This window comes from Streptomyces sp. NPDC104367 (assembly GCF_055583825.1).
On record NZ_JBVJND010000018.1, the window covers coordinates 84,607 to 106,170 of the forward strand.

20 protein-coding genes are annotated in these 21,564 nt (G+C 72.7%); 14 read left to right on the forward strand and 6 right to left on the reverse strand.

Annotated elements, in window-relative coordinates; translation table 11 throughout:
- Nucleotides 1-54 precede the first annotated feature (54 nt).
- Genes ACZ619_RS26115 through ACZ619_RS26125 form a run of 3 tightly spaced genes read left to right on the forward strand, consistent with a single transcriptional unit; the run spans nucleotide 55 to nucleotide 2,497 of the window.
- Nucleotides 55-1,185: an ABC transporter ATP-binding protein gene (locus tag ACZ619_RS26115; protein WP_469603466.1), complete on the forward strand. Its 1,131-nt coding sequence runs from the start codon at nucleotides 55-57 to the stop codon at nucleotides 1,183-1,185.
- Complete coding sequence (locus ACZ619_RS26120) at nucleotides 1,182-1,832, forward strand: ABC transporter permease (RefSeq protein WP_469603468.1); 651 nt, start codon at nucleotides 1,182-1,184, stop codon at nucleotides 1,830-1,832. Before ACZ619_RS26115 ends, ACZ619_RS26120 begins: the two co-directional genes overlap by 4 nt.
- Complete coding sequence (locus ACZ619_RS26125) at nucleotides 1,829-2,497, forward strand: ABC transporter permease (RefSeq protein ID WP_469603471.1); 669 nt, start codon at nucleotides 1,829-1,831, stop codon at nucleotides 2,495-2,497. The genes ACZ619_RS26120 and ACZ619_RS26125 overlap by 4 nt, the downstream gene beginning before the upstream one ends.
- 58 nt (nucleotides 2,498-2,555) lie before the next feature.
- On the opposite strand, the gene ACZ619_RS26130 is transcribed toward ACZ619_RS26125, so the two are convergent.
- From ACZ619_RS26130 to ACZ619_RS26145, 4 genes are read right to left on the reverse strand one after another with little or no spacing between them, the layout of a single operon-like run.
- Entirely contained in the window at nucleotides 2,556-3,152 is a 597-nt protein-coding gene (locus ACZ619_RS26130) for a GTP-binding protein (RefSeq protein ID WP_469603474.1), read from the reverse strand.
- Nucleotides 3,139-3,555 carry a DUF742 domain-containing protein gene (locus ACZ619_RS26135; RefSeq protein ID WP_469603476.1) on the reverse strand — a complete coding sequence of 139 codons (417 nt, stop codon included), beginning with the start codon at nucleotides 3,553-3,555 and terminating at the stop codon, nucleotides 3,139-3,141. Before ACZ619_RS26135 ends, ACZ619_RS26130 begins: the two co-directional genes overlap by 14 nt.
- A 34-nt stretch (nucleotides 3,556-3,589) precedes the next feature.
- Nucleotides 3,590-4,066 (reverse strand): roadblock/LC7 domain-containing protein, encoded by a 477-nt coding sequence (locus tag ACZ619_RS26140; protein WP_469603478.1) that lies wholly within the window; start codon nucleotides 4,064-4,066, stop codon nucleotides 3,590-3,592.
- On the reverse strand, nucleotides 4,063-6,519 hold the full coding sequence (locus ACZ619_RS26145; RefSeq protein WP_469603481.1) for an ATP-binding protein: 2,457 nt from the start codon (nucleotides 6,517-6,519) through the stop codon (nucleotides 4,063-4,065). Before ACZ619_RS26145 ends, ACZ619_RS26140 begins: the two co-directional genes overlap by 4 nt.
- 320 nt (nucleotides 6,520-6,839) lie before the next feature.
- Here ACZ619_RS26145 and ACZ619_RS26150 point away from each other — a divergent pair, with 320 nt between their 5' ends.
- The 8 genes from ACZ619_RS26150 to ACZ619_RS26185 all read left to right on the forward strand — a co-directional run bounded on the left by ACZ619_RS26150 (nucleotide 6,840) and on the right by ACZ619_RS26185 (nucleotide 16,386).
- Complete coding sequence (locus tag ACZ619_RS26150; RefSeq protein WP_469603484.1) at nucleotides 6,840-7,799, forward strand: ABC transporter substrate-binding protein; 960 nt, start codon at nucleotides 6,840-6,842, stop codon at nucleotides 7,797-7,799.
- Between the two features lie 5 nt (nucleotides 7,800-7,804).
- A complete protein-coding gene (locus ACZ619_RS26155) occupies nucleotides 7,805-9,298 on the forward strand; it encodes an aromatic amino acid ammonia-lyase (protein WP_469603486.1) in 1,494 nt (497 codons plus the stop codon).
- Nucleotides 9,299-9,348: 50 nt separating this feature from the next.
- Complete coding sequence (locus tag ACZ619_RS26160) at nucleotides 9,349-10,959, forward strand: PucR family transcriptional regulator (RefSeq protein ID WP_469603488.1); 1,611 nt, start codon at nucleotides 9,349-9,351, stop codon at nucleotides 10,957-10,959.
- A 145-nt stretch (nucleotides 10,960-11,104) separates the two neighbouring features.
- Entirely contained in the window at nucleotides 11,105-12,331 is a 1,227-nt protein-coding gene (locus ACZ619_RS26165; protein ID WP_469603490.1) for a branched-chain amino acid ABC transporter substrate-binding protein, read from the forward strand.
- A gap of 50 nt (nucleotides 12,332-12,381) precedes the next feature.
- Nucleotides 12,382-13,287, forward strand: coding sequence for a branched-chain amino acid ABC transporter permease (locus ACZ619_RS26170; RefSeq protein ID WP_469603727.1), 906 nt, complete (start codon nucleotides 12,382-12,384; stop codon nucleotides 13,285-13,287).
- 5 nt (nucleotides 13,288-13,292) lie between these two features.
- Nucleotides 13,293-14,903, forward strand: a complete 1,611-nt coding sequence (locus ACZ619_RS26175; protein ID WP_469603493.1) for a branched-chain amino acid ABC transporter permease — start codon at nucleotides 13,293-13,295, stop codon at nucleotides 14,901-14,903.
- Nucleotides 14,900-15,673: an ABC transporter ATP-binding protein gene (locus ACZ619_RS26180; protein WP_469603495.1), complete on the forward strand. Its 774-nt coding sequence runs from the start codon at nucleotides 14,900-14,902 to the stop codon at nucleotides 15,671-15,673. Before ACZ619_RS26175 ends, ACZ619_RS26180 begins: the two co-directional genes overlap by 4 nt.
- Nucleotides 15,670-16,386 (forward strand): ABC transporter ATP-binding protein, encoded by a 717-nt coding sequence (locus ACZ619_RS26185; protein WP_469603498.1) that lies wholly within the window; start codon nucleotides 15,670-15,672, stop codon nucleotides 16,384-16,386. The genes ACZ619_RS26180 and ACZ619_RS26185 overlap by 4 nt, the downstream gene beginning before the upstream one ends.
- 68 nt (nucleotides 16,387-16,454) lie before the next feature.
- Here ACZ619_RS26185 and ACZ619_RS26190 read toward each other — a convergent pair whose 3' ends face one another.
- Nucleotides 16,455-16,910, reverse strand: a complete 456-nt coding sequence (locus ACZ619_RS26190) for a tellurite resistance TerB family protein (RefSeq protein ID WP_362322500.1) — start codon at nucleotides 16,908-16,910, stop codon at nucleotides 16,455-16,457.
- 150 nt (nucleotides 16,911-17,060) lie between these two features.
- On the opposite strand from ACZ619_RS26190, the gene ACZ619_RS26195 reads away from it, so the two are divergent.
- From ACZ619_RS26195 to tatA, 3 genes are all read left to right on the forward strand, one after another.
- Nucleotides 17,061-17,423, forward strand: a complete 363-nt coding sequence (locus ACZ619_RS26195) for an ArsR/SmtB family transcription factor (RefSeq protein ID WP_469603502.1) — start codon at nucleotides 17,061-17,063, stop codon at nucleotides 17,421-17,423.
- Nucleotides 17,413-19,917: a magnesium-translocating P-type ATPase gene (mgtA, locus tag ACZ619_RS26200; protein ID WP_469603504.1), complete on the forward strand. Its 2,505-nt coding sequence runs from the start codon at nucleotides 17,413-17,415 to the stop codon at nucleotides 19,915-19,917. The genes ACZ619_RS26195 and mgtA overlap by 11 nt, the downstream gene beginning before the upstream one ends.
- Before the next feature lie 129 nt (nucleotides 19,918-20,046).
- Complete coding sequence (gene tatA, locus ACZ619_RS26205) at nucleotides 20,047-20,328, forward strand: Sec-independent protein translocase subunit TatA (RefSeq protein WP_469603507.1); 282 nt, start codon at nucleotides 20,047-20,049, stop codon at nucleotides 20,326-20,328.
- Between the two features lie 79 nt (nucleotides 20,329-20,407).
- On the opposite strand, the gene ACZ619_RS26210 is transcribed toward tatA, so the two are convergent.
- Entirely contained in the window at nucleotides 20,408-21,427 is a 1,020-nt protein-coding gene (locus ACZ619_RS26210; RefSeq protein WP_469603510.1) for a sporulation protein, read from the reverse strand.
- Nucleotides 21,428-21,564: the final 137 nt, after the last annotated feature.

The window sequence follows — 21,564 nt, forward strand, 5'->3', positions numbered from 1 at the left end:
GACCGTGGTCGAAAACCGGGCACTTTCTGCCAAACCCGAAGGGTATTCGGCGTTTTGATACGGATAGATTCAGTCACCAAGCGGTACCCGGACGGTACGGTCGCCGTCGACCGGCTCTCTCTGGAGATACCGGACCGCTCGATCACCGTCTTCGTCGGCCCCTCGGGCTGCGGCAAGACGACGACCCTGCGGATGATCAACCGGATGGTCGAGCCGAGCGAGGGCCGGATCCTCCTCAACGGTGCCGACGTCCAGGCGCAGTCGGTCAACACCCTGCGCCGGTCGATGGGTTACGTGATCCAGAACGCCGGTCTCTTCCAGCACCGCACGATCGTCGACAACATCGCCACCGTGCCCCGGCTGCTCGGCTGGAGCAAGCAGCGGGCACGCGCGCGGGCGGCCGAGCTGATGGAGCGGGTGGGGCTCGACCCGTCCCTCGCCAAGCGCTACCCCTACCAGCTCTCCGGCGGTCAGCAGCAGCGCGTCGGTGTGGCCCGGGCGCTCGCGGCCGACCCGCCGGTGCTGCTGATGGACGAGCCGTTCTCCGCCGTCGACCCCGTGGTCCGCAAGGGGCTTCAGGACGAACTCCTACGCATCCAGGGCGAGTTGGGCAAGACCATCGTCTTCGTCACCCATGACATCGACGAGGCGATCAAGCTCGGCACGATGGTCGCCGTGATGCGCACCGGCGGCCACCTCGCCCAGTTCGCCCCGCCCGCCGAACTGCTCACCGACCCCGCCGACGCGTTCGTCGAGGACTTCCTCGGCGCCGACCGCGGTATCCGCCGGCTCTCCTTCTTCCCGTCCGAAGCGCTGGAGTTGAGGACCGCGCCGATCGTCCCGGTCGACGCCGACGCCGGCAAGCTCGGTGCCCGTGCCTCGGCCGACACCCCCTATCTCCTCGTGACCGACCTGGACGGCAGGCCGCTCGGCTGGGGCGAGCCGGGCGACCTCAGGGCCGGCTCCATCGCCCCGGAGCGGCTGCTGCCGTACGGGCGGCCCTTCGTGCCCGGCAAGGACTCCCTGCGCGCCGCCCTCGACGGCTCCGTGCTCTCCCCGACCGGCTGGGCCGTGGCCGTGGACGGCGAGGGCCGCGCGGTCGGCGTCGTCTCGCAGCAGGCCATCGGCGCCGCCATCCGCACCGCCCACGCGGCGGGCCGCGACGACGCGAGGGCCGGGGGATGAGCGGTTTCTTCGACATCCCCAGCGACCTCCAGAACACCTACTTCGGGCTGATCGGCCTCCATCTGCGCGAGGCCCTGATCCCGGTCCTGGCCGGCCTGCTGGTGTCCCTCCCGATCGCCCAGCTCTGCGTGCGCTTCCGCTGGCTTTACCCGCCGGTCCTGGGTGTCACGACGATCCTGTACGCCATCCCGTCCCTGGCCTTCTTCGTCGTCCTCATCGACTACACCGGCCAGACCGAGACGACGGTGATGATCCCGCTCTCGGTGTACAGCCTGGTGGTCCTGGTCCCGGCCATCGTGGACGGCGTCCGCTCGGTCCCGGCCGAGACCCTGGCCGCCGCCACCGCGATGGGCCTCGGCCCCGTACGCCGTTACTTCCAGGTCCAGTTGCCGATCGCCGTCCCCGCGATCATCGCCGGCCTGCGCGTCGCCACCGTCTCCAGCATCTCCCTGGTCAGCGTCGGCATGCTGATCGGCAACCAGGGCGCCCTCGGCAACCTGCTCAACGACGCGAACATCTACCACCGCCCCGAACTGGCGGTGAACTCGGTCGTCACCACGGCGGTGCTGGCCATCCTCGCCGACGCGTTCCTCGTCCTCGTCCGCCGTGTGCTGACCCCCTGGATGCCCAAGGAGGGCGCCCGGTGAACGTCCTCCACTTCATCCACTCCTTCTTCGCCGACGGCTCCCACTGGCACGGCTACGACGGCATCCCGACCCGGCTGTGGGAGCACGTCCAGTACTCCCTGGAGGCGCTTCTCTACGCGGCCATCATCGGCCTGCCGATCGGCCTGGTCACCGGCCACTACGGCCGCGGCGGCAACACCCTCGCCCTGATCGCCACGGCCGGCCGGGCGCTGCCCAGCTTCGGCCTGCTGGTCCTGATGTTCATCTGGCTCGGCTTCGGCATGCTGCCGGTGATGATCCCGCTCGTCGTCCTCGCCGTACCGCCGATCCTGGTCACGACGTACGAGGCGCTGCGCTCGGTCGACCCGTCCCCGGTGGACGCGGCGCGGGGCATGGGCATGCCGGAGACGCGCATCCTCTTCCAGGTGGAAATCCCGGTCGCCCTCCCGCTGATCCTCAGCGGTCTGCGCTCGGCGGCGATCCAGATCGTCTCGACGGCCACCATCGCGGCCTACGTCAGCCTCGGCGGCCTCGGCCGCTACATCATCGACGGCCTCTACCAGAAGAACTACGAGAAGGTCGTGGGCGGCGCGACCCTGGTGGCGGCGATGGCCCTGGCCACGCTGGGCATCTTCTGGTCCCTGGCGCGGGTGACGGTCTCCCCCGGAGTGCGCCGGAGCAGCTGACCCCGGGTGCGGGGAACTGCGCGCGCCACGACGGGCCCGCAGTTCCCCGTCCGCCGCGCTACCCCCCGCTGCGTGCCAGCGCCAGTTCCAGCACGACGAGCAGCGCGTCCCGCACCGAACCCCGCTCCCGCGCGTCGAAGACGACCAGCGGCGTCCCCTCGGCGACGTCCAGCGCCCAGCGCACCTCGTCCAGCGTGTGCTCCACCCGCCCGTCGAACGCGTTGATCGCGACGGCGAACGGGATCCCCTTGTGCTCGAAGTAGTCGACGGCGGCGTAGCAGTCGTCCAGGCGACGCGTGTCAACGATCACGAGACCGCCGAGCGCCCCCTCCACGATGTCGTCCCACATGAAGCCGAACCGTTCCTGCCCGGGGGTGCCGAACAGGTACAGCTTCAGGGTCGGGTCGATGGTGATGCAGCCGAAGTCCATCGCCACCGTGGTGGTGGTCTTGCGCGGGGTGAGCGAGAGGTCGTCCACCCCCGCCGCGACCTCGGTGATGGACGCCTCGGTGGTCAGTGGCTCGATCTCCGAGATCGAGCCGACGGCGGTGGTCTTGCCCACGCCGAAACCGCCCGCGATGACCATCTTCACCGGCAGCGGCGGCCGTACGGCCGTACGCTCGGCGCCCCGGGTCAGCGAGTCAGTCGGTGTCACGGAGTACCCCTCGGGAGTCGGGGATGGCCCGCAGGCCATCGATAACCCTGCGCAGGACGGACGAGTCGTGGGTGGCCTCGAAGTCGGGCACATGCACGGTCAGTTGCCCGGCCTCGCGCAGGTCTTCGGCCAGCACCCGCACGACGTTCAGGTGCAGCCTCAGCCGGGCGGCCAGCTCCGCGAGCGACAGCGGGATCCGGCACGCGGCGATGATGTCGTGCTGCTCGAAGGAGAGCCGCTCGAGCGCGTAGAGCCCGGCGGTGGTGGCCACCACCTGGGTCTCCACGGGCATCGCCGGTCCGGAGGCGCTGTCCGCCACCCGGCCGGCGGTGACCAGGAACGGCCTGACGGCGGATGCGGGGCCTACCGGGTCTCTGCCCGGGGGAGGTGAACCGTCCGCCATGGCTGTGTATTCCTCTCTCGACCGGTGTCCCCGGTCAGCGCGTCTGTGGGACGCCGACGCTGTTCTTCAGTTCCAGCACGAGCTGCGGGCTGAGCGCCGTACCCGCCCGGTTGGCGAACAGGGTCATCTCGTAGGCGATGTTGCCGAGCTTGGCCTCGTTGTCGGCGACGACACCGAGGACGGCGCCGCTGCCGATCGCCGAGACGATCACATGGCCGCCCTCCAGGTCGATGATGACCTTGTTGAGGCCGCCCAGACCGTAGTTGCCGGACGCGCCGGCCGCCAGGCTGGTGATGCCGGAGACGATCGCGGCCAGCCGCTCGGAGTGGGCGCGCTCGCGCAGCTCCGACACCGCGATCAGCAGACCGTCGGACGACACGGCGATCGCGTCGACCACGCCTGCGGTCTCGGTCGCGAAGCGGTTCAGCAGCCAGGTGAAGTCTGCCGCGGCCGCCTGCAGGTCGGTCGGCGTGATGCCGCCCGTCGGGGTGTCACCTGTCGACGTGCTCACTGCTCGGCTCCTTCCGGAAGGTGGTTCTGTTCCTGCGGGGGGTTCAGCGGGGGGATCTGTGGGGCGACGCGCGGGGCGGGCCGTTCGTGGCTGCCGGTGTCGCTGTCGCGGCGGGCGCGTTCCACCGCGGCCTCGAACTCGTCCAGCTCGTCCCGCTCGGCCTCGGCGTCGCGGGTGCGGGGCGCCTGGGAGAGGGACTGGGCGGCGCCCACGGTGGTGCGGAGGGTCGCGCCGCGCACCCGGCGGCGCAGCGGGCGGTTGCCGTCGCCGGGGTCACCCGCGTCGTCCGGCGGTTCGCCGCCGCGGGCGGCCGGGATCAGCGGCGCCGGCGCGGGCCGCGCCTCGGCGGCCGGTTCGCGGCGCGGCACCCGGCGGGGGAGCAGGCTGTCCGACTCGGCCGCCTCGGCCGCCGGGGTCGGCCCGGTCGGCTCGGCCGCGGTCGCCGGCGCCGCCGGTTCCACGGCGACCGGGCTGCCGCCGGTGTCGGCCATCGCGCTCATCGTCAGCAGCAGCCGTGCGGGCAGCGTCACCTCGGCGGTCACACCGCCGCCCGGGGTGCGGGTCAGGTCGACGCCGATCTCCCAGCGCCGGGCCAGCGCGCCCACCACGAACAGACCGAGCACCTTGGTCGGCATCAGGTCGAGGCGCTCACGGCGGACCAGCCGGCCGTTCTCCTCGGCCAGCCGGTCGGCGCTCATGCCCAGGCCGTGGTCGGTGACGACGATGTGCGCGCCCTCGTCGCTGGAGCGCACGGTCACCTCGACCGGGCTGCCGGCCGGCGAGAACGACACCGCGTTCTCCAGGAGTTCGGCCACCATCAGGGTGAGGTCGCCGATGATGTCCGGCTCGATCAGGGCGTCGGTGCCGGCGTACAGCCGTACCCGCTGGTAGCCCTCGATCTGGCCGAGCGCGGCCCGTACGACGTTGGAGATCGGGGTGGGGCCGGAGGCCAGCACGGTCTCGCGGATGCCGGCCAGCAGCATCAGGCTGTCGGCGTTGCGGCGCAGACGGACCGCGATGTGGTCGATGGAGTAGAGGCGTTCGAGCAGCGCCGGGTCGGTCTCGGCGCGCTCCACCGCGTCGATGAAGGCGAGCTGGCGGGTGGTCAGGTTGCTGACGCGGCGGCCGACGTTGCCGAACATCTCGGCGGTGTTGCGGCGGCTGAGCACCTGGCGCTCCAGCAGCGCGGCGGCCGTGGCCTGCACCTTGTTGAACGCCTCGGCCAGGTCGCCGATCTCGTCGCGGGCGGTGACCGGCATGTCCCGCAGCCGGGGCGGGCCGGAGTCCTCGGCGTCGTCGTCGGCGACGCGGGCGAGTTCACGGCCGGCGACCTCGGCGACCTCGTGCGCCACCCCGGTCAGCGCCTGCACCGGGCGGATGACCGAGCGGCGGACCAGGACGGAGAGGGCCAGCCACAGCACGAAGCCGAGCAGCGAGCCGTTGAGCAGCAGGATCGCGCGCCACTTCGCGGAGTCGGCGGCGGCGTCGGCCCGGTCGGCGATCTGGCCGATCAGCGAGGTGGTGATGGTCAGTCGCGCGGCGGCCTGGTCGAGATAGGCCGGGTAGTCGGACAGCGCGTCCTTGACGGCCCGGCGGATCTGCTCCTGGTTGCCGGACTCCAGCTTGCTCGGGTCGATCTGCAGCTCGGCGTAGGACTCGGCGATGGCGCTCTGGGCCTTGGTGTGCTCGACCGCGGCGAGCTGCTGGGCCTGGCCCTCGGTGGCGAACCGGGTGAAGCGGCCGACCTGGTGCTCGTAGAGGTCGTAGGCGCCGACCGCGTTGGTGAACTCGATCAGCGCGTTGGTGTCGCCGGTGGTCGCCGCGAGCACGTTGGTCTCGAAGGCGCCGTGGGCGGCGTCCGCGCGCAGCAGCGAGTCCAGCAGGTTGCCGGTGAAGGTCGAGGCCAGGTTGCTGTTGCGGTCCAGACCGAGGCCGTCGATCAGGTCGTTGGCCGCGTTGGCGTACGCGGGGTCGATGTTGTCGGCCGGCAGGTAGGCCGCCTCGACGGAGTCGCGCAGGCTGGACAGGCCCTCGACCTGCTTGAGGGCGTCCGCCTCGGTGTCCGGCAGCCGGTCGCCGAAGGCGTCGCGCACCTTCTGGACCTGGGAGTTCACATCCTCCTGGGCCGTCCGGTAGGCGGTCGGCGAGGGGGCGGAGTTGCCGGACTCGTAGCGCGCGGAGAGCAGGATCGCCTGCTGGTGCTCCGCCTCGACCTTGTCCACCAGCCGCGCCACCTGGGTGCTGTCGCGGACCATCTGCGCCGCGGACTCCGCGCTGGTGGACTGCTGCACCAGGTCGGTGAAGACGTACGACAGCAGGACGACGATCACCGCGAGCGGCACGCCGACCAGCAGGTTCAGCTTGCGCCGGAAAGGCCAGCGGTCGGCGAATCCCCTTATCCCGCCCCGCGCCTGGGCGGGCCGGACGGGCGCGTCCACCTGGTTCGTGGACACCGGGCCTCCTTCATGAGGGTGTCTGGTCTGGTGGGGGCGTCTTCACCCCGTGCTCTTGCGGAACGACACCGTGTAGCGGGCCCCGTGCACCGCTGTGGCCGATACCAACTGCGGTGAGACTACAGCGTTCTTGAAGCGCGATTCCGCTTGTGCTTTATCAAGAATCCGTTACAAAGAGACCGCTCTCTGTCCACAAGTGGCCACGGATCGAAGCCAATCGGTGACCCGGAGGCACTTGACTGACCAAGAACGGGCTGGATTGGATCAGGCGGAGTGGTTCGCTCAACCCCCACCATTCCCCAGCTCCCGGAACGGCAACCGTGACTTCCAACACCCTTTCCAGCAGGTCAATCCGGACATACCGAGGTGTGACAGCCGTCGCACTCGCCGCGACGACGGCCCTGCTGGCGGGCTGTTCCTCCTCCGACGACAGTGGATCCGACCCGCTCAAGGGCGATAAGTCGGGCGGCGACACCGTCGTCGTCGGCTCCAACAACTTCGCCGAGAGCATCCTGATAGCGGACATCTACGGCGAGGCACTCAAGGCCAAGGGTGTCAAGGTCACTTACAAGTCGAACATCGGCAGCCGTGAAACCACCTACGGCCTGCTCAAGAACGGTTCCATCTCGGTCCTGCCCGAGTACAACGGCGCGCTCCTCGCCTACCTCGACCCCAAGGCGACCCCGAAGACCGTCGAGGACACCACCAGCGCGATCGAGGCCAAGCTCGACTCCAAGCTGACCCTGCTCGACCCCGCGTCCGCGCAGGACAAGGACTCGGTGACGCTCAACGCGACGACCGCGGCGAAGTACAACCTCACCGAGAAGTCCTCGATCGCCGACCTCAAGGACATCGCCAAGGACCTGGTCATCGGTGCCTCGCCGGAGTTCCAGACCCGCCAGCAGGGCCTGGTCGGCCTGAAGTCCGTGTACGGCCTGGAGTTCAAGTCCTTCAAGGCCCTGGACGCGGGCGGCCCGCTCACCCAGGCGGCGCTGAAGAAGAACGCGGTGCAGGCCGCCGACATCTTCACCACGGACCCGACCATCACCAGCGAGAAGTTCGTCGTCCTCCAGGACCCGGAGAACCTCTTCGGCTTCGAGAACGTCCAGCCCCTCGTATACAAGAGCGCCCTGAACCAGACGGCCACCGACGCCCTCGACGCCGTCTCCGCCAAGCTCGACACGGCGGCCCTGCTGGACCTGGACACCCAGGTGCAGTCGGGCAACAAGGACCCGCTGGACGTCGCCAAGGCCTGGCTGAAGTCCGTGGGTCTCGACTGACGCCCTTGTCCCGCACCACCGAAGCAGCGACACGGGTGCCGCCGGATCCCACGGGCACCCGTGTCGTGCTCGACGGCAGCGGCCTCACCCTGCCCGCCCTGGTCCGGCTCGCCGACGCCACCGCCGCCCCGGCCGTCCGGCCCGAGGCGCTCGACCGGGTCCGGCGTGCCCACGAGCGGGCCGACCGCCTCGCCGCACAGGGCCGCTGGTACGGCCGCGGCACCGGCGTCGGCGCCCACCGCTCGGTGGCCGTCGACCCCTCCGACGCGGCCGGCCACGCCCTGCGCCTGCTGCGCAGCCACGCCGGCGGCGCCGGCCCCCTGCTGACGCCCCGCCAGGCCCGCGCGCTCATGGCCGTCCGCGCCAACCAGCTGCTGGCCGCGGGCTCCGGCATCCACCCCTCCTTCGTCACGGCCCTCACCGAGGCCCTGCGCCTCGGCGTCCACCCCGCGATCAACGAGTACGGCGGTGTCGGCACCGGCGACCTCACGGCCCTCGCCCAGACCGGTCTGACCCTGACCGGCGAACGCCCCTGGCTCACCGCGTCCCCCGACGCCGAGCTCCCCGCCCCCGTCACCCTGCGCCCCGGCGACTCCCTCGCCCTGCTGAGCAGCAACGCCCTGGCCCTCGGCCGCGCCGCCCTGGCCTGCCACGACCTCGACGTCCTGCTGCGCGCCGCGCACGCGGTGGCCGCCCTCTCGCTGGCCGCCGTCTCCGGCTCCTTCGAGGCCTACGCGGCCGAGGTGCACGCCCTGCGCCCCTACCCGGGCCCGGCCCGTGTCGCGGCGGAGACCCGGCGCCTGCTCGCGATCCCCGACCGGCCCCTCACCACCGGCCGCCGCATCCAGGACCCGTACGGCTTCCGCGCCTTCCCCCAGGTGCACGGCGCGGCCCTGGAAGCCGCCGACCGGCTCCGCCACATCATCGAGACGGAGACCAACTGCCCCACGGAGAACCCCGTGCTGACCCCCGGGGGCGACGTCCAGCACCACGGCGGCTTCTTCGCGGCCCCGCTCGGCCTCGCCCTGGACGGCCTCGACCTGGCCCTCCTCCAGACCGCCCAGCTCTCCGCGGCCCGCCTCCAGGCCCTCACCCGCCCCGGCCTCACCGGCCTGCCCGCCTTCCTGGCCGCGGGCCCGACCGGCAGCTCCGGCACGATGATCCTGGAGTACACCGCCAACTCGGCCCTCGCGGAGATCCGTTCGAGCGCCGCCCCGGCCTCCGCGGGCCACGCCGTCCTCTCCCACGGCCTGGAGGAGGCGGCGAGTTTCGCGGGCCAGGCGGCGAAACAGACGGAGCGGGCGGCCGACGCGTACGCGGTGGTACTGGCCTGCGAGCTGGTGACGGCGGTCCGGGCGCTGCGGCTCGCCCCGGTCCCCCCGGGCATCCCGGCGTTCGAGGCGGCGGCGCGCGTGCTGCCGTCCGACCCGGCGGACCGCGATCTGACGGGAGACGTGAGCACGGCCGTGGAACTGCTGCCGGTGCTGGCCGGCCTCTGAGGAGCGCACGCGCCCCCGCACCGCGGAGCGCCGTCCCCTAATGTGCCCGCATGCCACACGACCTCGGCACCCCCGTGCCCGCCCCGCTGGGTCGCATAGCCGACCTCCTCGGAGCCACCGTCGTCCCCGCCTCCCGCCGCTCCACGCCCGTCACCGACGTGGTCATCACCGAACCCGGCGACCACCTCGCCGCCGCCCCCGGCACCCTGGTCCTCGCGGTGGGCGCCCAGGCCGCGGACGTCGGCGGCCGGGCGGCCGGTGCCGTCGTCGCCGTCCGCCAGGACCCCGCCCTGCGCCGGGCGGCCGAGAAGGCCGGCACCACCCTGCTGGTCGTCCCGCCCGGCACCCGCTGGGACGAGGTCGCCGCCGCCGTACAGGGCGAACTCGCCCGGGCCGCGGCGGCCGACGACCGCTCGCACGGCGACCTCTACTCCCTCGCCCAGACCGTCGCCGCCCTCGCCGGCGGCCCCGTCAGCATCGAGGACACCGCCCACCGCGTCCTGGCCCACGCCGGGTCCGTGGACGACGCCGACGACCTGCGCCGCCGCTCCGTGCTGGGCCGCTCCTGCCCCGAGCCGTATCTCGCCGTGCTGCGGGAGGAGGGCGTGTACCGCAGGGTCCGGGAGAGCGAGGACGTCGTCGAGGTCGGCGCCCGGCCCGACCTCGGCGCCCGGCGCCGCCTGGTCGCCGGCATCCGGGCCGGCTCCCGGCCGCTCGGCACCATCTGGCTCCAGGAGGGCGCCGGCCCCCTCGCCGCGCACGCCGCCGAGATCCTGCGCGGCGCCGCCCGGCTCGCCGCGGGCCGCCTGGTCGACCACTACTACCTCGGCGACCCCACCGGCCGCGTCCGCTCGCACGAGGACCTCGCGCACGGCCTGCTCACCGGCCGCTTCAACGCGCGGGCCCTCGCCGTCCACCTCGGCGTGCCGCCCACGGCCGGCGCCTCCGTCGTCGCCGTCGACCTCAGGGACGACCCGGACGGCGACCCGGCCGCCCGGGACGCGAGGCTCGCCGAGGCCGCCGGCATGGTCGCCGTGCACGCCGCCGCCTACCGCAGGAACGCCCTGGTCGCCCAGGCCTGCGGCCAGATCTACGCGATGCTCCCGGAGACCTGCACGGCCGGCGCCGAGGACGCGCTGCTGCGCTGGGCCGGCGATCTGGTGGCGGTGCTGCGCGGCCACACCAGGACGCCCGTGCAGGCGGTGGTCGCGGGGACGGCCGCCCGCCTCGACGACATCCCGGAGGTGAAGCTGCGCGGCCACCACGGCCTGGAGATCCTCGCCCGCACGCCGGACCGCCCGGTCGCCTCGCACCAGGGCCTCACCTCGTCCCTGATGGTCCGCGAGGCCCTCGACACCCTGGCCCGGCACGGCGGGATACGGCACGAGGGACTCGCCGCGCTGGTCGCCCACGACACCGCGCACGGAACCGAGATGGCCCGCTCGCTCCTCCTCTACCTCGACGCGTTCGGCGACGTGGGCGTGGTGGCGAAGGAGCTGAACGTCCACCCCAACACCCTGCGCTACCGGGTCCGCAAGGCGGTGGCGGTGGCCGGCCTGGACCTGGAGGACCCGGAACACCGGCTGGCGGCCATGATCGGCCTGCGGCTGCTGACCGGACCGGACACAGGGGTGCGGAACACCCCGTACTTCCCGCACTGACCGCGCCGGACCGGATCGCGAGCCGCCCGGCATCGTCCGGGCGGACAACATCCGGCGCCGTACGTCTGCCGCCGCAACAGGATGCGACGCACCCCCCGATGCCTAGGTTTCAGCCACCGCTGATCGGTCAAGGGGAGGAAAACCCATGCACAGCACCCGTCTGTTCCGTTTCGGGGTGCCGTTCGTGGCCGGGGCCATGGCCCTGTGCGCGTGCGGAAGCCGGGACCAGGGGGACAGCGACTCGGCATCGAGCGCCGGCACCACCGTCACGATCGGGTTCGACGCCCCGCTGTCCAAGGACCTGGCCGCCGTCGGCCTCGGCATGAAGAACGCGGCCGAACTCGCCGTGAACCAGGCCAACAAGAACCACACCGTCCCCGGCGTCACCTTCAAGCTGTCCGCCAAGGACGACCAGGCGACCCCGACCATCGGTCAGCAGAACGCGGCCGCCTTCGCCGCGGCCGACGACGTCGTCGGCGTGGTCGGCGCCTACAACTCCTCGGTGTCGGCGGCGATGCAGTCCACCCTGCACGACGCGGGGATCGTCCAGGTCTCCGGCGCCAACACCAACCCGGCGCTGACCCGCGGCGCCGACTACAAGACGGCGCCCGAGCGGCAGTACGACAACTACTTCCGCGTCATCACCACCGACGACGTGCAGGCCCCGGTCGCCGCCGAGTACTTCTACCAGGACCTCGGCATCAAGAAGATCGCCACCGTCGACGACAAGAAGGTCTACGGCGCCGGCCTGGTCAAGGAGTTCACCGAGGCGTTCCTCAAGCTCGGCGGCAAGGTCGCCGTCCACCAGAGCATCAACCCGGACGAGAGCGACTACGCGTCGGTGGTCGGCACCGTCAAGTCCTCGGGCGCCCAGGCCGTCTACTACGGCGGCGAGTACCCGCAGGCCGGCGCGCTGAAGAAGCAGCTGGTCGCGGCCGGCTTCGACGGCCCGCTCGGCGGCGGCGACGCGGTCAAGGACGACGCGGTCATCCCGCTGGCCGGCAGCAAGGCCGCCGACGGCCTCTACACCACCTCCGACGGCCAGCCGGTGGAGGACCTCGCCTCCGCCAAGAGCTTCATCAGCGCCTACAAGGCGGCCGGTTACAGCGAGCCGTACGGCGTCTTCGGCGCCTACACCTACGACGCGACCAACGCCCTCATCCAGGCCGTGAAGGCCGCCGCCGGGGCGAAGGCGGGCGCGGTGAAGGACCTGCGGCCCAAGGTCGTCAAGGCCATGGGGTCCGTCTCCTTCACCGGGGCCACCGGCCAGGTCGGCTTCGACCAGTACGGCGACAGCGTCAACAAGGTGATCAGCATCAACACCGTGAAGGACGGCGCCTGGCAGGACGGGATCAAGGTCTTCAAGAAGTGAGCGGCACCGAACTCACCCAACTCCTCGCCGACGGGCTGATCCTCGGCTCCATGTACGGCCTGATCGCCGTCGGCTACACGATGGTCTACGGCATCCTCCAGATCATCAACTTCGCGCACGGCGAGATCTACATGCTCGGCGGCTTCGGCGCCCTCTTCGTCTACGCCTGGGTGCCGGGCCTGCGCGCGGTCCCGCTGTGGGCCGCGCTGCCCGTCCTGCTCGTGGTGGCCGTCCTGGTGTCGGTCGCCGCGGCGGTCGGCGCCGAGCGGTTCGCCTACCGCCCGCTGCGCGGCGCGCCCCGGCTCGCCCCGCTGATCAGCGCCATCGGACTGTCCCTCTTCCTCCAGCAGGTCGTCTTCAACTTCTTCGTCCTGCCGGGGAGTTCGATGGGCATCACCGCCCCCGTCCCGTTCCCGCAGTTCGAGGGCGCGCCGTTCGAGGCGGCCGGGGTGCAGATCTCGGCCGCCGGGCTGCTCACCCTCGCGCTGGCCGCCGCCGGCATGGTCTCGCTGACCTGGTTCGTCCGGCGCACCCGCACCGGCCGGGCCATGCAGGCCACCGCCCAGGACCCCGCCACCGCCCGTCTGATGGGCATCGACACCGACCGGATCATCGTGATCGCCTTCGCCATCGGCGCCGCGCTCGCCGCCGTCGCCTGCGTCACCCAGGGCCTCAGGCTCGGCACCATCTCCTACAACATGGGCTTCATCACCGGCCTGAAGGGCTTCACCGCGGCCGTCCTCGGCGGCATCGGCAACATCCAGGGCGCCATGGCCGGCGGGGTGGTGCTCGGCCTCGCCGAGTCGCTGGCCTCCGGGGCGCTGCCGCACATCGACGCGATGGCCATGTTCAGCGGCTCGGTCTGGAAGGACGTCTGGGCCTTCGTGATCCTCATCGTCGTCCTGCTGATCAGACCCCAGGGCCTGTTCGGCGAACGCGTCGCGGACCGGGCGTGATACCCGTGAACAAGACCCTCGCCGCCACCGCCACGGGCGCCGCCCTCACCCTCGTCTCGCCCTTCCTGGCCTGGACGTGGACCGCCGCCTACCCCGGCAACCTCACCCTCTACGGCTACCCGGGCGGCACCCAGCTGGTCGTCCTCGTCTGCGCGTCGGCCGCCGCCGTCCTCCTCGCCGCACCCCGGCTCGCGCCGGCCGGAGCGGTCCGCGCGCTGCGGGCCGCCTCCCTCGCCGCCCTCGGCACCGTCTGGGTGACCGTCGTCGCCATCGCCGTCGACCTCGGGGGAGTGGTCAACCTGGAGCCGGGCGCGCTGCTCGCCGCCGGCGGCACCGCCCTGCTCGCCGCCGGCGCCCACCGGCTCCCCGACGACACCAGGGAGCCGGCGCCCCCGGCCCGGCGGCTGCCCCGCTGGGCCGAAGTCCTCGTCATCACCGTCGTGTTCGTGCTCGCCATGTACGTCCTGACCTACGGCATCACCACCGGCTCGCCGGAGGAGTTCCTGGCGTTCCTGCCGGCCGCCCTCTTCGGCGGGCGCGCCCTGACGGTCTCCGGCCTCGGCGCCCGGCTCGCCACGCTGACCGCCCGCCACCGCACCGCCACCGCCGTCGCCACCCTCGCCGCCGCGCTGGTCTTCCCGTTCACCCAGTCCAACGGCCAGTACACGGCGATCGCGGACAACATCCTCATCTTCGCCGCCGTCGCCCTCGGCCTGAACATCGTCGTCGGCCTGGTCGGCCTCCTCGACCTCGGCTACGTCGCCTTCCTCGGCACCGGCGCCTACACCGCGGCCCTGGTCTCCGGCTCCAGCTTCTCCACCCTCCACATCGGCCCGCTGCCGTTCTGGGCGACCGCGCTGCTCGGCATGGCGGTCTCCCTGGTCGCGGGCATCGTGATCGGCGCGCCCACCCTGCGGCTGCACGGCGACTACCTCGCCATCGTCACCCTGGGCTTCGGCGAGATCTTCCGGATCACCGTCAACAACCTCGACGGCAGCTCCGGACCGTCCCTGACCAACGGGCCCAACGGCATCAACTCGGTACCGGACATCGAGCTGTTCGGCTTCGACTTCGGGGCCGCACACCGCATCCTGGGCGTCGAGTTCGGCCGGTTCGCCAACTACTACCTGCTGCTCCTCGCGGTGATGGCGCTGGTCGTCTTCCTCTACTCCCGGGTCACCGACTCCCGGATCGGCCGGGCCTGGATCGCCCTGCGCGAGGACGAGAAGGCCGCCACCGCGATGGGCATCGAGGGCTTCCGCTTCAAGCTGCTCGCCTTCGGCATGGGTGCCTCCCTCGCGGGCCTGGCCGGCACCGTGATGGCCCACCTCCAGACCAACGCCGTACCCGACAACTACAAGTTCGCCGACACGGCCCCGCCCAACTCGGCCTTCCTGCTGGCCGCCGTCGTCCTCGGCGGCATGGGCACCGTCTCCGGGCCGCTGCTCGGCGCCGCGCTGCTCTACCTGATCCCCGCCAAGTTCGAGTTCTTCAGCAAGTACCAGATGATGCTGTTCGGACTCGCCCTGGTGGTGATGATGATCTACCGCCCCGAAGGTCTGATCCCCGACCGCAAGCGGCAGCTGGAGTTCCACGAAGAGGCGGTCGCGACATGAGCACCCTGCTGCGGGCCGACGGCGTCACCATGCGCTTCGGCGGCCTCACCGCGGTCGACGGCGTCGACCTGACCGTCGGCACCGGCGAGATCGTCGGCCTCATCGGCCCCAACGGAGCCGGGAAGACCACCTTCTTCAACTGCCTGACCGGGCTCTACGTCCCCACCGAGGGCGAAGTCCGCTTCCGCGACGAGCTGTTGCCACCGCGGCCGGCCAAGGTGACCCGCGCGGGCATCGCCCGCACCTTCCAGAACATCCGCCTGTTCGCGGGGATGACCGTCCTGGAGAACGTCATGGTCGGCCGCCACACCCGCACCAGGGAGGGCCTGTTCTCCGCCATCGGACGCGGCCCCCGCTACCGGCGCACGGAGGCCGAGTCCCGCGCGGTGGGGCGGGAACTGCTCGACTTCGTCGGCCTCGGCGAGCACGCGCACACCACCGCCCGCAACCTCTCCTACGGCGGTCAGCGCCGCCTGGAGATCGCCCGCGCCCTCGCCTCCGACCCCGGCCTGCTGCTCCTCGACGAGCCGACCGCCGGCATGAACCCCCAGGAGACGAGGGAGACGGAGGAACTGGTCTGCGCGATCCGGGACCGGGGGGTCTCCGTCCTCGTGATCGAGCACGACATGCGCTTCATCATGAACCTCTGCGACCGGGTCGCCGTCCTGGTCCAGGGCGCGAAGCTGGTCGAGGGCGCCCCCGCCGACGTACAGGCCGACCCCCGAGTCGTCGAGGCGTACCTCGGCGCACCCCACGAGGAGACCGCGTGAGCGCGCTGCTGGAAGTCGAGAACCTGCGCGTGGCCTACGGGAAGGTGGAGGCCGTCAAGGGCGTCTCCTTCACGGTCGAGGAGGGCGAGGCGGTCACCCTGATCGGCACCAACGGCGCGGGCAAGACCACCACCCTGCACACCCTCAGCGGACTGCTGCGGCCCGTCGGCGGCTCGGTGCGGTTCCGGGGGCAGGACCTCGCCGGGGTCCCCGCCCACCGGGTGGTGGCCCTCGGCCTCGCCCACTCCCCGGAGGGCCGGCACATCTTCCCGCGCCTCACCGTGGAGGAGAACCTGCTGCTCGGGGCGTACCTCCGCAAGGACGCCCAGGGCATCGCCGACGACGTCGAGCGGGCCTACACCCTCTTCGAACGGCTCCGGGAACGCCGCGCCCAGGCGGCCGGCACCCTCTCCGGCGGTGAGCAGCAGATGCTCGCCATGGGCCGCGCGCTGATGTGCCGGCCGACGCTGCTGATGCTCGACGAGCCGTCCATGGGCCTCTCGCCGATCATGATGCGGAAGATCATGGACACGGTCGCCGAACTCAAGCGCACCGGCACCACGATCCTGCTCGTCGAGCAGAACGCCCGGGCGGCCCTGGCCCTGGCGGACCGCGCCTACGTCATGGAGACCGGCCGGATCGTCCTGGAGGGCACGGGTGCGGAGCTGACCCACGACGAGAGCGTCCGGAAGGCCTACCTGGGCGAGGACTGACCGCGCCGGGCGGGGACGGGGCGCGGCCGGGACACCGGCCGCGCCCCCGCCCCGCTCCTGGCGGACCGTCAGAGGTCGAACTCGTGCGGCGGCAGGTCCAGGGTGTAACAGGCCTCGCGGACCACGGCCTGCTCGGTCTTGTCGAAGTCGCCGTCGGCGCCGCCGATCACGATGCCGATCTGGACCACGGCACGCGCCTCGGCCGGCTTCTTCTTCGCCTTGGCGATCTCCTGGAGCACGCTCACCTTGCCGAAGGCGAAGTCGGTGGTCAGCTTGTTCAGGTTCTCCTCGAAACGACGGCGCAGGTCGTCCGCCGGGAAGTTCTGCAACACCTCGTTGGTGGCGATGAGCTGGGCCACCCGCTGCCGCTCCGACGGATCGATGGTGCCGTCGGCCGCCGCCACGAGCGCGCACATCGCCATGCTCGCGTCGCGGAACGCACCGCTCTTCAGGTCGTTCTTCTTCGCCACGAGCTGGGTCTGCATCTGCGTCGCGGAATCCTTGATGCGGTCCCACAGGGCCATGCGCGCTCACTCCTCGGTCGGTAACGCTCGCCGGAAAATAACTTCTACAACAACGTAGAAACCGACCCGGCGGCCGATAAGTTCCCGCGCCCTAGACTGTTCTCCTCGACGGCCGGTCCCTACGACGCGGTGGACAGGAGGACAACGACGGTGGCGACGACGCCCGGCAGCGCACACGACGACCCCACCGCGGACGTCCTCACGGAGGCGGCCGCGTCCTTCGGGCTGCTCGCCTCGCCCGCCCGGCTGCACATCGTCTGGGCGCTGGCCCAGGGCGAGAGCGATGTCACCGGCCTCGCCGAACGCGTCGGCGGCGCGCTGCCCGCCGTCAGCCAGCACCTCACCAAACTGAAGCTCGCCGGACTGGTCCGCTCCCGCCGCGAGGGCCGCCGCCAGGTCTACCTCGTGGACGACCCCGACGTCGTCGACGTCGTCCGGCTCCTCGTCGACCGGCTCACCACCCGCACCACCGGTGCCGGCATCCCGGAACCCCGCCGCCTCCGTGGCCTCTGAGGGCGAGGCCGCCACCTCGTTGCAGGTGCTGCGCCGACTGGAGACGGGACCGCGCGGGCTGACCGAGGCCGAGGCCGCCGCCCGCCTCGCGGACGCCGGCGAGAACACCCCGCCGCTCGCCCGCCCCGCCTCCTGGCCGCTGCGCTGCGCCCGCGCGCTGCGCGACCCCTTCACCGCCGTCCTCCTCACCCTCGGCCTGGTCTCCGCGCTCGTCGCCTCCTGGGGCACGGCCGTCGTGATCCTCGCCCTGGTCGCGGTCAGCTGCGGGCTGCGCGCCGCCGGCGAGCACCGCGCCGACCGCTCGCTGGCCGCCCTGCGCGAACTCGTCGCCGGCACGGCCACCGTGCTGCGCCGCGCCGGGGCGGACACGGAGCCGAGGGCCCGGGAGGTACCTGTCGCCGACCTGGTCCCCGGCGATGTCGTGCGGCTCGGCCCCGGCGACCTCGTCCCGGCCGACGTACGGCTGCTGCGCGCCCGCGCCCTGACCGTGCACCAGGCCGTGCTCACCGGCGAGTCGGTGCCCGTCGCCAAGACCGCCGCCGACGTCCCCGCACCGGTGGACGGCGGCCCCTTCGACGAGCCGTACCTCTGCTTCCAGGGCAGCGGGGTCGCCTCGGGCAGCGCCACGGCGGTCGTGGTGCGGACGGGGGCGCGGACCCGGTTCGCCGTCGCCCAGGGCACCGCGGGGCCGCGTGAGCCGAGCGCCTTCGACCGGTCCGTGCACGGCATCTCCTGGGTGCTGATCCGGTTCATGCTGCTCACCCCGCCGCTGGTCCTGATGGCCAACGCGGCCCTGCGCGGCCGGGGCCTGGAGACCCTGCCCTTCGCGGTCGCGGTCGCCGTCGGGCTCACCCCCGAGATGCTCCCGGTGGTCGTCACCGGCTGTCTGGCCCGGGGCGCCGCGCTGCTCGCCCGCGCCCACCGGGTCGTCGTACGGCGGCTGCCCGCGCTGCACGACCTGGGCGCGGCCGACGTGCTCTGCCTCGACAAGACCGGCACCCTCACCCAGGACCGGCCGGTGGTCGAGCGCGTGCTCGGACCGGACGGCCGCGACGACCCCGAGGTGCTGCGCTGGGCCGCCGTCGGCGCCTGGTGGACCCTCCAGCTCGCCGAACTGCCCGCCCCCGACGCCCTCGACGAGGCCCTGCTCACGGCGGCCGGACCGGTGGGGGAGGAGTACGACGGCCTCGGCGCCGTCCCCTTCGGCCCCGAGCGGCGCACCGCCACCGCGGTCGTCGCCGGAACCGCCCTCGGCACCCACCTCCTGGTCACCAAGGGCGCCGCCGAGGACGTCCTGGACCGCTGCGACCTCGACCCCGCCGCCCGCGCGCGGCTGCTCGCCCTCGCCGCCCGCGAGGCCGGCGCCGGACTGCGCGTCCTCGCCGTCGCCACCGCCGAGGTCCCGGCCCGCACCCGCCCCTACACCCCCGCCGACGAACGCGGCCTCGCCTTCCGCGGCCTGGTCACCTTCCGCGACGCCCTCGCCCCCGGCGCCGCCGAGGCGCTGCGCGGCCTGACCGGTCTGGGCGTCACGGTCCGGATCCTGACCGGCGACCACCCGGCGACGGCGGCCCGCGCCTGCCGGGACCTCGGCCTCGACGCCGCGCGGGTCGCCGTGGCGGGCGATCCGGACGACCTCGACGCCACCGTCGTCGCCCGCTGCACCCCCGCCGACAAGGCCCGTATCGTCACCGGACTGCGCGCCGCCGGGCACACCGTCGGGTTCCTCGGGGACGGGGTCAACGACATCCCCGCCCTGCGCGCGGCCGACGTCGGGATCGCCCCGCGCGGCGGTGTGGACCTCGCCCGGGAGACCGCCGACGTCGTCCTCGCCGAGAAGGACCTCGGCGCGATCGGGCACGCCGTCACCGCCGGGCGGCACAGCGGCGCCAACATCGCCTCCTATCTGCGGGTCACGCTCTCCTCCAACCTCGGCAACGTCGTCGCGATGCTCTGCGCCGGCCTCCTCCTGCCCTTCCTGCCGATGCTCCCGGCCCAGGTGCTCGCCCAGAACCTCTGCTTCGACGCCGCCCAGCTCGCCTTCGCCCACGACCGGCCCGGCCCGGCGGCCCTGCGCCGCCCCACCGTGCTGCGGCCCCGTGCCTTCCTGCGCTTCATCACCGGCTTCGGCGCCCTCAACGCGATCGCCGACCTCGCCACCTTCGGTGTCCTCGCGCTGGCCCTGCGCGGCCCCGACGCCCTCGACGACCAGGCCGTCTTCCACTCCGCCTGGTTCACCGAGAACCTGCTCACCCAGGCGCTGGTGATGTTCCTGCTGCGCGGGGGCACCCGGTCCGGGGCCATCGGCCGGGCCGCCGCCGCGCTCGCCGCCGTCGGCCTGCTGCTCCCGCCCGGCCCGCTCGGCGCGGCCCTCGGCATGACCGGGCTGCCGCCCGCCTACCACCTGCTGCTCGCCGCCGTCCTCGGGCTGTACGCCGTGGCGCTGCGGGCACTGCGGGCCCGCCACGAGCGGCGAAGACGGGAACATCCGTAGGCACGTGTCAGGGTTCTGTCCGCCTCCCGGGTTGTACAGTTGCGCAATGTAGCAACCATCGCTGCCCGGCGAGGCGTACGAAGCACCCTCCGTCGGTACCGGAAAACGTGAGAAAGGGAGGGGGCGGTCATGCTCCGCAACGGACTGGAACCCTGGCACCTGCTGATCGTCGCGATCGTCTTCATCGTGCTCTTCGGCTCCCGGAAGCTGCCCGACACCGCCCGGGCCCTGGGCAAGTCGATGCGCATCCTCAAGAGCGAGGCGAAGGCGATGAAGACCGACGACGCCGAGGCGGCGCCGGTCGAGCCGACCGCGGTACGGATGGCGGCGGAGCCGGCCGAGGCACCCGCCCCCGCCACCGCCCAGGCGAAGCCCACGACGGCCGGCGAGCCGACGGTCACCGCCGGCTGACACCGGCCACCGGACGGGGCCCGCGGACCGGGCCCCGCGGACCGGTGCCCGCCGACAGGCCCGCGGACCGGGCGCTGTCCTAGTCCTCGTCGCCCTCGAAGAAGTCCCCGATCTCGTCGACGACCTCGGCCGCCACCATTCCGCCGACCACGCCCACCGCCAGGCCCGCCGCACCCGCGGCGACCGCCGTGCCGATGCCGGGTCCGGAGTGGTGGCGGCCGTCGTCGTGCCCGCCGTGGTGGTCGCCCTGGTACTCACCGTGGTACCCGCCGTGGTACTCACCGCGGTGTTCGCCGTGGCCGTACGCCGCGTGGGCGCCGTAGGCCTCGCGGTGGGCGATCAGCTGGCCGATCCAGGTGTCGACCTCGGTGTTCCAGTCGAGGGTGTGGGTGTCCTCGTGGCGCACCGTGAAGCGGGTCAGCGTGTCGTGACCCGAGGAGTACGGACCGCCGCGCTTGTCCGCCTCCAGGACCACCTCCAGCCCGGCGGGGGAGGCGAGGAAGGTCAGCTCGATCTCGTTGACCGCGTGGGCGTATCTCGGCGCCGGGGTCAGCTCGACCTCCTGGTAGAACGGCAGCCGCTGGCCGGTGCCGCCGATCCGGCCGTACTCCAGATCGGCCGAGCGGAAGCCGAAGCCCAGCTGGCCGAGGGCCTCCAGGATCGCCTCCTGGACCGGCAGCGGGCCGACCGTGAGCGGGTCCAGGTCGCCCTTGTCCCGGGCGCCGGCCACCCCGACCTCCGTGCGCACCCCGAGCACGATGCCCAGCGGCTGGCCGTACAGCTCGGTGACCGGGGTCTCCCACGGCAGCGGCACGCTGAACGGCACCTCCAGCTCGGCCTCCGCGTCCAGCCGGAAGCCGCCGCCCACGGTGAACCGCTCGAAGACGACCGCGCCCTCGCTCTCCCCCTCCTCGTGCTCCGCCTCCACCCGCGCGAGCAGCTCCAGGCCGATGTGCTCGACCTCCACCGCCGCCGAGCCGCCCTTCAGCCGCACCCGGCCCGACAACGCCCCGCCGGGCAGCGCCGGGCCGCCGTCCAGCACCGTGTCCACCGAGGGGCCGCCGACCCCGATCGCCCCCAGCAGCCGTTTGAACACCATGAAGCCGCCGCTCCTTCGCCGCTCTCGTCACTCACACCCCGGACGGCCACACGCCCTCCGGCTGCCCGATGAACTCCCGGCGACGGCAAAGAAGTTCCCAAGTCACCTGTTCGGAGGACATGTTCGCGCCGGCGAGG

Coding starts and splice junctions, on each gene's coding strand:
- ACZ619_RS26190 (WP_362322500.1), bottom strand. CDS start 16,910: ATGGCCCTGTGGGACCGCATCAAGGATTCCGCGACGCAGATGCAGACC.
- ACZ619_RS26170 (WP_469603727.1), top strand. CDS start 12,382: ATGTACGGCCTGATCGCCGTCGGCTACACGATGGTCTACGGCATCCTC.
- tatA (WP_469603507.1), top strand. CDS start 20,047: ATGCTCCGCAACGGACTGGAACCCTGGCACCTGCTGATCGTCGCGATC.
- ACZ619_RS26210 (WP_469603510.1), bottom strand. CDS start 21,427: ATGGTGTTCAAACGGCTGCTGGGGGCGATCGGGGTCGGCGGCCCCTCG.
- ACZ619_RS26160 (WP_469603488.1), top strand. CDS start 9,349: ATGCCACACGACCTCGGCACCCCCGTGCCCGCCCCGCTGGGTCGCATA.
- ACZ619_RS26135 (WP_469603476.1), bottom strand. CDS start 3,555: ATGGCGGACGGTTCACCTCCCCCGGGCAGAGACCCGGTAGGCCCCGCA.
- ACZ619_RS26165 (WP_469603490.1), top strand. CDS start 11,105: ATGCACAGCACCCGTCTGTTCCGTTTCGGGGTGCCGTTCGTGGCCGGG.
- ACZ619_RS26180 (WP_469603495.1), top strand. CDS start 14,900: ATGAGCACCCTGCTGCGGGCCGACGGCGTCACCATGCGCTTCGGCGGC.
- ACZ619_RS26120 (WP_469603468.1), top strand. CDS start 1,182: ATGAGCGGTTTCTTCGACATCCCCAGCGACCTCCAGAACACCTACTTC.